We start from the raw sequence: 13,707 nt of genomic DNA on the forward strand, positions 1-13,707 counted from the left end.
TCTCCAGCCGCTGGCGTGCCGCGGCCTGGGGCTTTCTCGATCGCTGGAACAGGGTCACGTATGGCGTCTCGCATGGCTGTGGGTGCGTCTCGATTCCGAAACAACATGACGACACCGCGCGTGGATACCACGTCCGGCGCCGGTCGTTCCATACCGGAGCTTCGGACGCAACTCGGCTTCGGCGCCCATTACAGGCCGATGCCGCGGCGGTTCAGCGCGGCGGTGATCTCGTCGAGGATGGCCGGGTCGTCGATCGTTGCCGGCATGGCCCATTCCTCCTTGTCGGCGATCTTCTGCATGGTGCCGCGCAGGATCTTGCCGGAGCGCGTCTTCGGCAGGCGCTTGATCGTCACCACCGTCTTGAAGGCAGCGACCGGGCCGATCCGTTCGCGCACTAGGGTGACAACCTCGTTTTCGATGATGCCGGCGTCGCGGTCGACGCCGGCATTCAGCACGACGAAGCCGAGTGGAACCTGGCCTTTCATAGCATCGGCAATACCGACGACGGCGCATTCGGCGACGTCGGGATGCGCGGCCAGAATCTCCTCCATGGCGCCGGTCGATAGCCGGTGGCCGGCGACATTGATGATGTCGTCGGTGCGAGCCATGACATAGAGATAGCCGTCCTCGTCCATCATGCCGGCATCCGCGGTTTTGTAGAAGCCGGGGAACTCGTCGAGATAGGCTTGGCGAAACCGCTCGTCGGCATTCCACAGCGTCGGCAGGCAGCCGGGGGGCAACGGCAACCTCACCACGACATTGCCAAGCGTACCACGCTTGACCTCATGCCCGGCATCGTCGAGCACGCGGATGTCATAACCGGGCATCGGCACGCCGGGCGAGCCGTATTTGACCGGCAACAGGCCCAGTCCGGCGGGGTTGATGGTCATCGGCGAGCCGGTCTCGGTCTGCCACCAATGGTCGATCACCGGCAAGGTCAATTTCTGCTCCGCCCATTTGATGGTTTCCGGATCGGCGCGCTCGCCGGCGAGGAACAGCGTCCGGAATTTGGACAGGTCGTATTTCGGGACGAATTCGCCCTTCGGGTCCTGTCCTTTGATGGCGCGAAAGGCGGTTGGCGCGGTGAACAGCGCGACGACGCCATGCTCGGCGATCACACGCCAATAGGTGCCGGCATCGGGCGTGCCGACCGGCTTGCCCTCGAACAGGATCGTTGTGCAGCCATGCAGCAGCGGGCCGTAGACGATATAGGAATGGCCTACCACCCAGCCGACATCGGAAGCCGCCCAGAACACTTCGCCCGGTTTGACGCCGAACTCGTTTTCCATCGACCATTTCAGCGCGACCATATGGCCGCCATTGTCACGCACGATTCCCTTCGGCTGGCCGGTCGTGCCCGACGTGTAGATGATGTAGAGCGGATCGGTGGCAAGCACCGGAACACAGTCGACATTGGCACCCGCGGCCCGCTCCCGCGCCACGGCGTCGGCATAGTCGATATCGTGGTTTTCCCTGAGTTCGCAGCGCAGTTGGTCGCGCTGCAGGATAAGGCAGCTTTCCGGCTTGTGCCGCGACATCTCGATCGCCTTGTCGAGCAGCGGCTTATAGGCAACCACGCGCCCTGGCTCCAGGCCGCAGGAAGCGGAGATGATCAGCTTCGGCTTGGCGTCGTCGACGCGGGTGGCGAGCTCATGCGAGGCAAAGCCGCCGAAGACCACCGAATGCACGGCGCCGATCCGCGCACAGGCAAGCATGGCGAAGGCTGCTTCCGGCACCATCGGCATGTAGATGATGACGCGATCGCCTTTTTGGATGCCACGATTCTTGAGCACCGAGGTCAGCGCGATCACCTCGCGCTTCAACTCGGTATAGGTGAACTTCCTGATTGTGCCGGAAATCGCGCTGTCATGGATCAACGCGATCTGGTCGGCACGGCCGCCCGCCACATGACGATCGACGGCATTGAAGCAGGTGTTGCACGAGGCGCCAATGAACCACCTGCCATAGACGCCGGCATTGGCGTCGAACACCGTCTCAAAGGGCGAGAACCAGTCGATTTCGCCCGCGGCATCGGCCCAGAATTTTTCCGAGTCGCGTTTCCAGTCGTCATAGACCTCGTGGTAGCGTGACGCCATCCAGCTTCCTCCCCAGGAATGTTTGCTGTCCTTGAAATAGCGTATGCTGGTTTGTGTAACCATGTATTTGTGCGTTTCGTTTGCCGTCGTTCTAACTTGGCCGCAAGTGCGGGTCATGGTGGTCTGGGGGCCGGTATCGTTCGAATTTTCGGCATTAGGGGCAGGGCGCGATGAAATTGCGATATGAGCTTGGGTTTGCCGCGGTTGCGACGCTGGCGGTGGTGCTCGCTTCAGCTGCTCAGGCAGGCGATGCGGCGGCTCGGCGCGTCATCGGCTTTTCGCCAGACGGCAACTACTTCGCCTTCGAACAGTACGGCACGCTCGATGCCGGTGCTTCGGATTCGGGCTGGTCGGAGATCGACATCATCGACACGCGGACCGATGAGTTCGTCGGCGGCAAGCCGATCGTCATCGCCGACGAGACGGAGGATTCGACATTGACGCTTGCGCAGGCGAGGGCACAGGCCGCCGAACTGGCGGCGCCCTTGCTGGCCAAATATGCCATCGCGCCGCGCGGCGAGCGGACTGCCTTGGACAGGTTCACCTTTCCCGACGACATGGTCGCCTACAATGACATTGCGCGCCTCGAGCAGGTTTCGCAAAAATGGCTTTCGCCGGCCTATGACGAGCTTGGCACCATCCAGCTCGAGCAGATCCGTGCCGACAGCACGGCGGATTGTTCAGCGAGTTTCGACGCGACGCTGCAAGGCGAAACGACCGGCAAGGCGCTCGGCTTTCGCCTGACGCTGCAGGGTCAGGACGGCAAGCCGATCAAGCTGCTGCACGAGGACAAGGCGGTGCCCGGTTCGAGGAATTGCCCGACTTCCTACAGCCTGTCGGAATCCTACGCATTCACCCCGGATGGAAAACCGGGCGTGCTTGCGGTGCTCGTGCAGCGCTTCAGCCAGGGATTTGAAGGGCGCGACCGCCGTTTCATCGCCGTGACTGGCCAGGCGCACTGAGGCAACGCGCTGAGACGTAGTCCGCTACCCGAGTTTGTTGTCCCTAAAGCGGGAGGGCAGCGAGCATAAGTCCGACCCCGCCGACGATCAGCAAGGCGGCTGCCAGCACCTTTCCATGGCGCTCGAAACCCGTCGGCGCCCGATCCCAATTGTAACGCATGCTCGAACTCCCCAAACCCGCAGATTCTTTATCTTACGCAGGGTGAGGAGGGCAACTGTCTGGCGATGCGCGGCGTTGCCGATACCGGTCTTGTCACCGACTATTTCTGGGGCATTCTCCGCCGCTACATGCCCCAGCGCAGCGCGGCCGTATGTACCGGTGCATCCCACCAAACAGCCGCCTCGTCGTCGAGCATGCTCAGCGTGATCGAACAGCCGGCCATGTCGAGCGAGGTCACATAGGACCCGACCAGCGACCGGATCACCGTCACGCCGTGCTTCTCGAAGATTTTGCGGGCGCTGTTGTACATCAGATAAAGCTCCATCAACGGTGTGCCGCCAAAGCCGTTGACGAAGAGTAGCGCCTGGCCTCTGGCACCGTCGCCCAGGTCACCCAGGATTGCGGTACAGATCTCCTCGGCGATAGCATCGGCGCTTTTCAATGTGTCGCGCCGCCTCCCAGGCTCGCCGTGGATGCCGACCCCGAACTCCATCTCGCCGTCGCCGATATCGAAGGTCGGCTTGCCCGCCGCCGGCACGGTGCAACTGGTCAGCGCCACGCCCATCGAGCGCGTCGCGCCGTTGACGCGCTCGCCGAGCGCCTTCAACGGCTCCAGTGCCATGCCTTGTTCGGCCGCCGCGCCGACGATTTTCTCGACCACCAGCGTGCCGGCGACGCCGCGCCGGCCGGTGGTGTAGGACGAGTTTTCGACCGCAACGTCGTCATTGGTCACGATTTGCATCACGCCTTCCGACATTTCAGCGGCCATGTCGAAATTCATCACGTCGCCCTCGTAGTTCTTGACGATGAACAGGCAGCCGGCGCCCGTATTGACGACTTCGGCCGCCGCCATCATCTGGTCAGGCGTTGGCGAGGTGAATACCTGGCCGGGGCAGGCCGCATCCAGCATGCCGTGCCCGACGAACCCGCCATGTAGCGGCTCGTGACCCGAGCCACCGCCGGAGATCAGCGCCACCTTGCCCGGTGTGAGCAGCTTGCGGCGGACAAATCTGTGTTCCGCGCCAAGCGCCAGGATATCGGCATGCGCGGCAACGAAGCCGTCGAGGCTCTCGGTCAGCACCGTATCGACCGAATTCAAAAATTTCTTCATGGCCGTCCTCCCGAAATAGCCCAGCGTCAGCTGCCCTTGCCGGCGATGCTGGTGATCTTCTGGATGAAATCGTTGACCGCCCGGTCGAGCGCCGCGTTCTGCTTGTCGTCGCCGAAATCGGGAACGATCAGCGAGACATGGCGTGTCTTGCGCAAGCCTGCGGCCAGCGACATCTTTCCCGGATGCGCCCGATGGTAGGCCTCAAGGAAATGATCGCGTTCGGCCGGGCTGAAATGGCAGACGGAGAAGATAGCCGGCAAATGCTTCGACGGGATCGGCGTCGAATAGGCCGGGCTGGAAATCTGCGTGACGAAGCTGCGATGCTTGCCCAGCGCATCGGCGAGGCGCTGGCGCATGCCGGACGGGCGCTGGTCGATCACCTGCGACAGGATCGTCTTGTAGGCGCGGATCGCCTCTTCGGGGCCGGATTGCGACGCCTTGTCTGCCATACCGGGGCCTAGATCGAAACGTCCGCGATGGCCGCCTTGGCCATCGCGAGTTGGGCGGGAGCGACGGAGAGGTCACGCAGGCCGGTTTCGAGCAGCGCCGGGATCGAGGCGGGGTCGCCGCCGGCATCGCCACACAGGCTGACCGGGATATTATGCTCGCGGCCGAAGGCGGCAACCGAGGCGATCAGCCGGAGCACGGCCGGATGCCTGACGGAATTCAAATGTGCGACCGACGCATTGTCGCGCGCGGCGGCCATCACGTATTGGGTCAAATCATTCGAACCGATCGAGAAGAAAGCGGCCTTGGCGAATGCCTCCGGTGCGATGGCCACCGACGGCACCTCGACCATGATGCCAAGCGGCGGCATTTTGTGCGCGATGCCGCGCGCCAAAAGGTCAGCCTGCTCCTCAGCGAACAGCGCGGTGGCGTGTTCATACTCTTCCGGAACGGCGATCATCGGGAACATCACCTTCAGATTGCCGTGCATGGCGGCACGTAGCAAGGCGCGGATCTGCACACCAAAGACCTCCGGACGCATCAGCGACAGCCTGATCCCGCGCAGGCCAAGGAATGGATTACCTTCCTCGACGGTCAGGCCCGGCACAGGTTTATCGCCGCCCGCATCGACAGTACGGATCGTCACCGGCCTGTCGCCTGCCCATTCCAGCACTCTACGGTAGGCGCGATATTGCGTCTCCTCGTCCGGCAGCGTCTTGCCGAACAGGAATTCGGTCCGCATCAGCCCGACACCGTCGCACGCCGCAGCATCGATGCGGTCGACATCGGACGGATCGGCAATATTCACCTGCACGTGGACCGCTATGCCGGTCTTCGTTGCTGCCGGCCTTGTCAAATAGGCTGCCGCTTTGTCGCGATGCGCCGCGAAAGACGATGACGATCGCCGGAATGCATCGATCTCCGCTTTCGAAGGCGCCAACACGATGTCGCCATGTTCGGCATCGAGCAGTGCGATTCCGGCAAGGTGAGCCGGCGAAGCACCGGGCCCGGCTACCCCACGCGCTACGAGCCCCAACCCCACCACCATTGGCACGCCGCGTGAGCGTGCCAGCATTGCGACATGACTTGCGGCACTTCCGGCCGTAAGTGCTATGCCGCCGCCGGCACTCCAGTCGGTTTCGAGGAAGCGCGTCGGTGCGATATCCTCGCCGTAGAAGATCGCACCTGCCGGCGCGGCAATGTCGCCGCCCGCGGCAAGCGCGCGTAGCACCTGGTCGCGTATGTCGCGCATGTCGGCCGCGCGCGCCCGGAAATAGTCCTGCTCGGATGTTTCATAGCCGGCTATCTCGGCGTCGAGCGCTTTTCGCCAAGCCACATCAGCAGCCATGCCCTCGGCAATTCGCGCAAAGGCCGGGCCGGTCAGCGCGTCGTCCTCCAGCATGGCGAGCTGGAATTCGAGGATCCCGGCCGCCTCGCTGTCGCTGGTTTCGATCAACGTCGCGAGCCGGCCTGCGGCAATGGAAATGGCGGCCTCAAGCGCCGCCTTCTCGTCCGCGGCAGTCGCCTTGCGGACATAACGCACAGCAGCCTGGTCCAGATTGAACAGCGGCCCCTCGGCATAGCCGGCCGATGCCGAAATGCCCTGCAGCCTAAGCGGTTCGGGCATGGTCCTTGCCTTCGTCGAAATCGCGCCGCACCAGCTCGACCAGTGCGCCGACCGCCTCGCCGGCGCCGTCCCCTTTGGCTCTGATATGCAGGACAGTGCCTTTCGGCGCTTTCGCCGCCATCACCTTGACGATGCTCTTGGCGTCGAACCATGGCCCGTTGGCGGCGAGCGCAATCTCGACGTCGGCCGAAAACGTCTTGGCAAGCTTGGTGAACTTCACCGAAGGACGCGCATGCAGTCCCACCTCATGGGTGATCAGGACGCTGGCTTCGGCTGCTGCGGACATGCTTGTCAAAATTCCCGTTCGTTCACGACGGCGACAATTCGTGCGCCGTCGCCACCACTTCCCTGAGCGAGGCGCCGCCGGAAGCCTCGGTCGCCGCCATCACCGCGCCTTCGACGATCGGCGCATTGCAGACGATGATCTTCTGGGCGCGTGGTTCGCCGATCATCTCGACCGCCATCTCGCTATTGGTCTCGGCACCGCCGAGATCGACGAGGATCGCGACCCCCGCCTCCGACCAGGCCTTGTCGATGGCGTCCATGATCGCCTCGACATTGGTTCCCAGCCCGCCATGGCCGTTTCCCCCGCACCATGCAAGCGGCACTTCGTTGCCGACCATCTGCCGCACCATGTCGGCGGTGCCTTCGGCGACCAGCGGCGAATGCGATACGATGACGATGCCGACATTGCTCATGCGCGCCTCTCGATTGCCTCGGCTACGGCTCGCACCAGAAGCGCAGTCGAGCGTGCGCCGGCATCCATATGACCGATCGAACGGTCGCCAAGGAACGAGGCGCGCCCACGCAGCGCCTTCATCGGCACGGTCGCGTCGGCCGCGTTGTCGGCGATCTCGACGATGTCCGCTGCCGTCTTTCCCTGCAGCAGGGCCTCATGCACCGGCTGCAGCACGTCGAGCATGGTTTTTTGCCCGGCCTGCGACTTGCCTCTGGCTGCAACCGCTTCGATCGCCTTGCCGAAGGCCGCCGCCAGGTCGGCGCGACCCGGCGCGGCGGAAATCTCCTTGCCGAGCGCCATGAACAGCGTGCCGAACAAGGGACCGGAGGCTCCGCCGACGGTCATCACCAGTTTGGTGCCGATCGCCTTCAGCGCCTCGGGCAACGGCTTTGTCGCAAACGCGCCGGCCTCGGCCCGCACTGCCTCGAAGCCGCGTTTCATGTTGAGCCCATGGTCGCCGTCGCCGATGGCCTGGTCGAGACTGGTCAGCTCGTCGGCATGTGCGGCGATCGTGTTTGCCGCCGCCTCGATCAGCCTGGAAATATCCGCTGCCGCCATGTCACCCATGCTCCTGGCCCCTGCGCTGCCGGCAGTACGAGAAAATTGCATATCCGGCAATTGAAGCATTCTTTTCCCCAGTCAAGCGGGTTCGAGCAACGCAGCGAGGGCAGTGAAGACCTCGGCGACGGCAAAGGCGCCGGGGTCGACCACGCCGTCGAGCTGGCTACCAATATAGGCGGACCGCCCGGCCTTGGCCTTGCGCATGGCAGCGGTGGCCTCGGCTCCGCGTTGCGCCGCGACCGCCGCATCTTCCAGACTCCCCCTATCCAGCGCCCTCAAGGCGGGTTCCAGGGCATCGATCATCGTGCGATCGCCGACCCTCGCTCCACCATAGAAGGACATCCGATCGAGGCCGGCGAGAAGCGCCTTGGGAAGCGTTTCGCCAGACTCCAGCGCCTGCGCGGCGGCGGTGAAGAAGATCGACAACAGCACGCCGCTAGAGCCGCCCATGCTGGCGCTCAGGATGTCGCCGACGACGGCGAGCGCTGCGGCAGGCTCAGCGAGCGGCAGTGTCGCAATGCGGCCAAGCACGCTGCGCGCACCGGCCGCCACAGTCGATCCGGTGTCACCGTCTCCCGCCTTGGCATCCAGTCCGTTCAACGCGCCTTCAAGCGAGATCAGCCGTTCGCAGACCGCGACAACCAACCGGTCGGTGCGTGCGTCCTGGCTGGCTTTCGACGCGTTGTTCGGGCCGGCGGCTTTGGCCATCGGCACGACGCTGGCTTGGCGAACGGCTCTTGCCGGCAGCCAGGCGTGAGGGCCTACCGGCGCCCGCAACGCCGCTTCGCGCGACGCATCGAGCCGGATCAGCGACAGGGAAAAGCCGTTCATGTTGAGCGCGGTCACAAGCTGCCCGGGCCCGATTGTCAGCGTCACCTTTTGTGCCAGCGGTGAAGCCAATACCGCATTGGCGACAAGCAACATTTCCAGCGGTGGCACCGAACCGAGATTATTGATCAGCAAGGCGTAGTCGCTGACCGGATCGAGCCGCGCGGCAAGGCGCTCCGACATGATCGCAACCAGCCTTTCGGCACTTTGCACCGCAATCCGCTCAACGCCCGGTTCGCCATGGATGCCGAGGCCGAGTTCAGCGTCGTCGGCGCCAAATCTTTCGTCATGGCTCTGACCGGGGATCGAGCAGGATGACAGCGATATGCCGAGCGAAACGATATCCGCCGCCGCGGCCCGCGCCGCAGCGGCAACCGTCGCCAGGTCAATGCCGGCTTCCGACAGGTGGCCGGCGATCTTGTGCACGAACAAGGTGCCGGCCACGCCACGCGGCTGGGCAATGTCCGGCAGGGCGATATCGTCGGCGACAATCACCATCTCGACCCGAAAACCTTCGGCGCGCGCCTTCTCGGCTGCCAGGCCGAAGTTGAGGCGATCGCCGGTATAGTTCTTGACGATCAGCAGGCACCCGGCGGGACCGGTCACCGCGCGGATGGCGGCCAATACCGCTTCCACGCTAGGCGAAGCAAAGATCTCGCCCGAAACCGCCGCCGTCAGCATGCCAATGCCGACAAAGCCGGCATGGGCAGGTTCGTGCCCGGCCCCGCCGCCGGAAATGACCGCGACCTTCGTCTTATCCCAGTCCGCGCGGAGAATGACCTTGATCTCGGGATAGCCGTCGAGGCGAGCGAGATCGCCGGCGCCGGTCGTACCGAGGAAGCCGTCCAGGGCCTCAGTTACGATCGTATCCCTGCGATTGAAAAAATGCTTCATCGAATTGGTCCAGTCCGGTGCCCGAAATTGCCGGTTGAAAGGTGCCAGGAAAACACTCGCGCAGCGCTCACATCAGCCGTCGCCCATCGGGGCCGAAATACAGCGGCGAGCGATAGCGGATCATGATCTTGTCGCCCTGCGCCAGGTCGGTGTCGGGGTCGGTTAGCGTCACCAGCTTCCTGGTCCCCACCGTCACATGCAGATGGTTCTGGTCGCCGAGATGCTCGACCCAATCGACGACGCCGTCGGCATGGCCGTTCGCCGCCTTCTCGATCGAAAGATGTTCGGTACGGGCACCGATCGTCTTTGTTCCCGCCGGCACGCCGCCATCCGGCAGCAGTCCGACCGGCAACAAATTGATTGCCGGTTGGCCGAGCCTTGCGGCGACGTGAAGGTTTGCCGGCTCAGAATAGATCGTGCGCGGGGAACCGATCTGCACCAGCACGCCGTCGGCGAGAATGCCGATGCGGTCGGCCATGGTCATCGCTTCGATCTGGTCGTGCGTGACGTAGAGCATTGTGGCGCCGAGTTCCGCCTGGATGCGCTTCAGCTCGAGCCTGAGATCGGCGCGCAGCTTGGCGTCGAGCGACGACAGCGGCTCGTCCATCAGGTAGATCGACGGCTTGCGCACCAAAGCGCGGCCGATGGCGACGCGCTGCATCTCGCCGCCAGAGAGTTTGGTCGAGCGATTATTCAGCTTGTGGTGGATGCGCACCATCTTGGCCACGTCCTCGACGCGGCGGCGGATCTGATCCTCCGGCATTTTCCGTGCTGGCGAGCGCAGCGGAAAGGCGAGGTTGTCGTAAACCGACAGATGCGGATAGAGCGAATATTGCTGGAACACGAAAGCGGTGTCGCGCTCGGCCGGCGACAGCGTCGTCGTGTCGTGGCCGGCAATATGGATCGAGCCCGCTTCCGGACGCTCCAACCCGGCGATCAGCCTGAGCGTCGTCGTCTTGCCGGCGCCGGTCGGCCCGAGCAGCACGACGAATTCCCCGTCGGCGATATGCAGGTCGAGATTGTCGACGGCGACATGCTCGCCAAAAGCCTTGGTCACGCTTTTGATGTGAACGTCAGCCATGATGTGCTCTCCCCTGGGAGGCCGAGTCATGGATTTCGGTGCGCACCGCACGCCCGGATCCTTTTGCGAACAGCGACAGCCGCGCGCTGCTCAGCGCCAGGCCCACATGATCGCCCGGATTGAGCCGGATTTCGGCCGGCACCCTGGCCTTGATGATGCCGTCCGCTGTCTCCACCGCGACGATCTGAGTGGTGCCGAGATATTCCGTGCCGTAAATAGCACCGCGCAGCTTCGAAGCGTCATCGAAGCGGATGTGCTCCGGTCGGATGCCAAGCGCCATCTCGGCCGGCGCGACGTCCTCGCGGATCTCCGGCACGGCCACCTTCGCGCCTTGCACAACAATTTCCCTGGCGCCCTTTGAAAGCCCGCCGCCGAAGCCGAGGAAATTCATCGGCGGCGAGCCGATGAAGTCGGCGACGAACATCGTCGCCGGCCGGTCGTAGATCTCGCGCGGCGTGCCGAACTGCTCGATGACGCCGTGGTTCATCACCGCGATCTTGTCGGCCATCGACATCGCTTCCATCTGGTCATGCGTGACATAGACGGTGGTGGCGTGGATGCGGTTGTGCAGTTCTCGCAATTCATGGACCATCAGGTCGCGGAATTCGGTGTCGAGCGTGCCGAGCGGCTCATCCATCAGGAAGCATTTTGGCCGCCGTACGATGGCGCGGCCGAGCGCCACGCGCTGGCGATCGCCGCCGGCAAGCCCGGAGACCGATTTGTTGAGCAGATGGTCGATCCGCAAAAGCTTCGCCGTCTCCTCCACTCGGCTCCGGATTTCAGCGCCTGGCATGCCTTGCGCCAGCAGTGGAAAGCCGATGTTCTTCCGCACATTCATGTGCGGATAGAGCGCGAACAGCTGGAAGACGAAGGCGATGTCGCGCTCGCGGGCACGCCGCATGGTGACGTCCTCGCCGCCAAGCAGGATCTTGCCGCCAGTCGGCAGTTCGAGCCCGGCGATCATGCGCAATGTCGTCGTCTTGCCGCAGCCGGACGGCCCCAGCATGACGAAGAATTCGCCGTCCTCGACGACGAAGTTGGAATCCTGCACGGCGACGAAATCGCCGAATGCCTTCCTCAGATGTTCGACCCTGATCTCGGCCATCGTCTACTCCGGAAATTTCGAGACGATGATGAACATCGCCGTGCCCGCAAGCATGGTGATGAAGGAATAGGTGTAGAGCACCAGTGCGAAGGGCTGGAACAGCATCAGGAAGCCGATGGCGATGACCGCGGTGGCGACGTTTTCCATCAGCCCGCGCCTGGCCCAGACGGGCCAGCGCGATTTGCGTTTTGCGGTGATGCTCATTTGCGCACCGCGCCAAAGGTGATGCCGCGCAGCAATTGCTTGCGAAGCAGGATGGTGAAGACCAGGATCGGCACCAGGAAGATCGTCGTGCCGGCCGCGACCGCCGGCCAGTCCTGACCGCCTTCGCCGATGATGGTCGGAATGAAGGGCGGCGCGGTCTGCGCCGTGCCCGAGGTCAGCAGCGCAGCGAAGGCATATTCGTTCCAGGCAAAGATCAGGCAGAAGATGGCGGTTGCGGCAATACCGGTGGTCGCCTGCGGCAGCACCGTGCGCCAGAACGCCTGCAGCCTGGTGTAGCCGTCGATCATCGCCGCTTCTTCATATTCGCGCGGGATCTCGTCGATGAAGCCTTTCAGCAGCCACACCGCCAAGGACACGTTGACCGCCGTATAAAGCAGGATCATGCCGAGAGCCGTGTCCGACAGGCCAAGCTCCCGGTACATCAGGTAGATGGGAATCGCGACCGCGATCGGCGGCATCATCCGCGTCGACAGGATGAAGAACAGAAGGTCGTCGGCGAGCGGCACCTTGAAGCGCGAAAAACCATAGGCCGACAGCGTGCCGAGGAACACCGCGCAAAACGTCGAGCCGAACGCGATGATCAGCGAATTGACAAAGCGCGGCATGAAGTTGGACGGGCCGGCGATCACCATGTTGCGCTTGCGCACCGTCTCGTCGCATAGGCCCGTCGCCGGTCCCAGCGAGTTGATGTATTCCGGTGTTTGCCTGGTCCGCGTCGTGAACAGGTTGCAGTAGCCCTCAACGCTGGGCTGGAACAGAATCTTCGGCGGATAGGCGATCGAATCCGGCGGCGTCTTGAAGCTGGTGGCGAATATCCACAGCAGCGGCACGATCGAGATCAGCGCGTAGGCGACGATGATGGCGCCGGCGACGCGCTTCGACGTGGCCGACGGCGCGACAACGGAATGGGCTGACGTCAGGCTCATCTCTGCTTCACCTTGTTGAGCGCCTTGACGTAGATGTTTGCGAGGCCAAACACTGCGACGAACAGGATGATGGCGAAAGCCGAGGAATAGCCCGTCCGCCAGCTTTCGAAGGCCTGCCGCTTGAGAGTGATCGAGGCCACTTCGGTGGTCGATCCCGGCCCGCCGCCGGTGAGCAAATTGACCATGTCGAACATCTTGAAGTTCTCGATGCCGCGAAACAGCACCGCCAGCATGATGAAGGGCAGCGCCATCGGCAGCGTGATCGACCAGAACTGCCGCCAGTTGGAGGCGCGGTCGACCTCGGCCGCTTCGTAGATGTATTCGGGGATCGAGCGCAGGCCTGCGAGGCAGATCAGCATTACGTAAGGCGTCCACATCCAGGTGTCGACGATGATGATCGACCATGGCGCCAGTGACACGTTGGAGAGCATGCTGATCTCGGTTGCCGGAATGCCGGTGACGAACGAAACGGCGTAGGCGAACAGCCCGATCTGCGGCTCGTAGAGAAAGCGCCAGAAATTGCCGACCACCGCCGGCGATAGCATCATCGGCACCAGGATGATCGTCGTCCAGAAGGCGTGGCCGCGGAACTTGCGGTCGATCAGCCAGGCCAGAGTGAAGCCGATCAGCGTCTGCAGCAGGATGGTCCAGAAGACGAAATGCGCCGTCGTCTGCATGGCGATCCAGATGTCCTGGTCGGCGAGGATGCGCTTGTAGTTGGCCAGCCCGAGGTTCTTCACAACCTCGTTGGGCCGATTGGCGCGAAAATTGGTGAAGGACAGATAGATTGCCCAGAACAGCGGAAAGATGTTGATAGCTAACAGCAACAGGATCGTCGGCGAGATGAACAGCCAGGCGAGGCCCTTGTCGCTGATGCCCCGGACCTTGCGGGCCAACGGCTCGGGCGTAGCCCGGGCAACGCTGTCCGCCGTCCGATTGAGCATG

The 13,707-nt window shown here is 63.4% G+C and carries 14 protein-coding genes; 1 reads left to right on the forward strand and 13 read right to left on the reverse strand.

Annotated elements, in window-relative coordinates; genetic code table 11:
• Window positions 1–188: 188 nt before the first annotated feature.
• Complete coding sequence (locus tag NKH33_RS10430; RefSeq protein WP_352919282.1) at window positions 189–2,096, reverse strand: propionyl-CoA synthetase; 1,908 nt, start codon at window positions 2,094–2,096, stop codon at window positions 189–191.
• Window positions 2,097–2,266: 170 nt separating this feature from the next.
• Between NKH33_RS10430 and NKH33_RS10435 the strand changes: the two genes are divergently transcribed.
• Complete coding sequence (locus NKH33_RS10435) at window positions 2,267–3,058, forward strand: DUF2259 domain-containing protein (RefSeq protein WP_352454688.1); 792 nt, start codon at window positions 2,267–2,269, stop codon at window positions 3,056–3,058.
• A gap of 284 nt (window positions 3,059–3,342) precedes the next feature.
• Here NKH33_RS10435 and dhaK read toward each other — a convergent pair whose 3' ends face one another.
• The 12 genes from dhaK to NKH33_RS10495 form a co-directional block, all read right to left on the reverse strand.
• On the reverse strand, window positions 3,343–4,329 hold the full coding sequence (dhaK, locus tag NKH33_RS10440) for a dihydroxyacetone kinase subunit DhaK (protein WP_352448464.1): 987 nt from the start codon (window positions 4,327–4,329) through the stop codon (window positions 3,343–3,345).
• A gap of 26 nt (window positions 4,330–4,355) precedes the next feature.
• The gene (locus NKH33_RS10445) at window positions 4,356–4,778 is read right to left on the reverse strand and encodes a hypothetical protein (RefSeq protein WP_023676327.1); all 423 of its coding nucleotides are present in this window, start codon (window positions 4,776–4,778) and stop codon (window positions 4,356–4,358) included.
• 8 nt (window positions 4,779–4,786) lie between these two features.
• Window positions 4,787–6,403 carry a phosphoenolpyruvate--protein phosphotransferase gene (ptsP, locus tag NKH33_RS10450; protein WP_352919286.1) on the reverse strand — a complete coding sequence of 539 codons (1,617 nt, stop codon included), beginning with the start codon at window positions 6,401–6,403 and terminating at the stop codon, window positions 4,787–4,789.
• Window positions 6,387–6,689, reverse strand: coding sequence for an HPr family phosphocarrier protein (locus NKH33_RS10455; protein WP_023676329.1), 303 nt, complete (start codon window positions 6,687–6,689; stop codon window positions 6,387–6,389). The genes ptsP and NKH33_RS10455 overlap by 17 nt, the downstream gene beginning before the upstream one ends.
• A gap of 22 nt (window positions 6,690–6,711) precedes the next feature.
• Window positions 6,712–7,101, reverse strand: coding sequence for a dihydroxyacetone kinase phosphoryl donor subunit DhaM (dhaM, locus tag NKH33_RS10460; protein WP_352469937.1), 390 nt, complete (start codon window positions 7,099–7,101; stop codon window positions 6,712–6,714).
• The gene (gene dhaL / locus NKH33_RS10465) at window positions 7,098–7,700 is read right to left on the reverse strand and encodes a dihydroxyacetone kinase subunit DhaL (RefSeq protein ID WP_352767236.1); all 603 of its coding nucleotides are present in this window, start codon (window positions 7,698–7,700) and stop codon (window positions 7,098–7,100) included. Before dhaL ends, dhaM begins: the two co-directional genes overlap by 4 nt.
• An 81-nt stretch (window positions 7,701–7,781) precedes the next feature.
• Complete coding sequence (locus NKH33_RS10470; RefSeq protein WP_352769100.1) at window positions 7,782–9,425, reverse strand: dihydroxyacetone kinase subunit DhaK; 1,644 nt, start codon at window positions 9,423–9,425, stop codon at window positions 7,782–7,784.
• 67 nt (window positions 9,426–9,492) lie between these two features.
• Window positions 9,493–10,506, reverse strand: a complete 1,014-nt coding sequence (locus NKH33_RS10475; RefSeq protein ID WP_352769103.1) for an ABC transporter ATP-binding protein — start codon at window positions 10,504–10,506, stop codon at window positions 9,493–9,495.
• Window positions 10,499–11,611: an ABC transporter ATP-binding protein gene (locus NKH33_RS10480; protein WP_023676333.1), complete on the reverse strand. Its 1,113-nt coding sequence runs from the start codon at window positions 11,609–11,611 to the stop codon at window positions 10,499–10,501. Before NKH33_RS10480 ends, NKH33_RS10475 begins: the two co-directional genes overlap by 8 nt.
• A gap of 3 nt (window positions 11,612–11,614) precedes the next feature.
• Complete coding sequence (locus NKH33_RS10485) at window positions 11,615–11,815, reverse strand: hypothetical protein (RefSeq protein WP_352872212.1); 201 nt, start codon at window positions 11,813–11,815, stop codon at window positions 11,615–11,617.
• A complete protein-coding gene (locus tag NKH33_RS10490) occupies window positions 11,812–12,762 on the reverse strand; it encodes a carbohydrate ABC transporter permease (protein ID WP_352919290.1) in 951 nt (316 codons plus the stop codon). The genes NKH33_RS10485 and NKH33_RS10490 overlap by 4 nt, the downstream gene beginning before the upstream one ends.
• Window positions 12,759–13,706: a carbohydrate ABC transporter permease gene (locus NKH33_RS10495; RefSeq protein WP_031211681.1), complete on the reverse strand. Its 948-nt coding sequence runs from the start codon at window positions 13,704–13,706 to the stop codon at window positions 12,759–12,761. The genes NKH33_RS10490 and NKH33_RS10495 overlap by 4 nt, the downstream gene beginning before the upstream one ends.
• Between the last annotated feature and the right edge of the window lies 1 nt (window position 13,707).

The organism is Mesorhizobium sp. M1182, from assembly GCF_040318335.1.
Lineage (GTDB): Bacteria > Pseudomonadota > Alphaproteobacteria > Rhizobiales > Rhizobiaceae > Mesorhizobium.

What these genes read in the sequence shown, in the direction of transcription:
- NKH33_RS10475 (WP_352769103.1), bottom strand. Translation starts at nt 10,506, where the DNA reads ATGGCTGACGTTCACATCAAAAGCGTGACCAAGGCTTTTGGCGAGCAT.
- NKH33_RS10455 (WP_023676329.1), bottom strand. Translation starts at nt 6,689, where the DNA reads ATGTCCGCAGCAGCCGAAGCCAGCGTCCTGATCACCCATGAGGTGGGA.
- dhaL (WP_352767236.1), bottom strand. Translation starts at nt 7,700, where the DNA reads ATGGCGGCAGCGGATATTTCCAGGCTGATCGAGGCGGCGGCAAACACG.
- NKH33_RS10470 (WP_352769100.1), bottom strand. Translation starts at nt 9,425, where the DNA reads ATGAAGCATTTTTTCAATCGCAGGGATACGATCGTAACTGAGGCCCTG.
- NKH33_RS10495 (WP_031211681.1), bottom strand. Translation starts at nt 13,706, where the DNA reads ATGCTCAATCGGACGGCGGACAGCGTTGCCCGGGCTACGCCCGAGCCG.
- NKH33_RS10445 (WP_023676327.1), bottom strand. Translation starts at nt 4,778, where the DNA reads ATGGCAGACAAGGCGTCGCAATCCGGCCCCGAAGAGGCGATCCGCGCC.
- NKH33_RS10435 (WP_352454688.1), top strand. Translation starts at nt 2,267, where the DNA reads ATGAAATTGCGATATGAGCTTGGGTTTGCCGCGGTTGCGACGCTGGCG.
- NKH33_RS10430 (WP_352919282.1), bottom strand. Translation starts at nt 2,096, where the DNA reads ATGGCGTCACGCTACCACGAGGTCTATGACGACTGGAAACGCGACTCG.
- dhaK (WP_352448464.1), bottom strand. Translation starts at nt 4,329, where the DNA reads ATGAAGAAATTTTTGAATTCGGTCGATACGGTGCTGACCGAGAGCCTC.
- dhaM (WP_352469937.1), bottom strand. Translation starts at nt 7,101, where the DNA reads ATGAGCAATGTCGGCATCGTCATCGTATCGCATTCGCCGCTGGTCGCC.
- ptsP (WP_352919286.1), bottom strand. Translation starts at nt 6,403, where the DNA reads ATGCCCGAACCGCTTAGGCTGCAGGGCATTTCGGCATCGGCCGGCTAT.
- NKH33_RS10485 (WP_352872212.1), bottom strand. Translation starts at nt 11,815, where the DNA reads ATGAGCATCACCGCAAAACGCAAATCGCGCTGGCCCGTCTGGGCCAGG.
- NKH33_RS10490 (WP_352919290.1), bottom strand. Translation starts at nt 12,762, where the DNA reads ATGAGCCTGACGTCAGCCCATTCCGTTGTCGCGCCGTCGGCCACGTCG.
- NKH33_RS10480 (WP_023676333.1), bottom strand. Translation starts at nt 11,611, where the DNA reads ATGGCCGAGATCAGGGTCGAACATCTGAGGAAGGCATTCGGCGATTTC.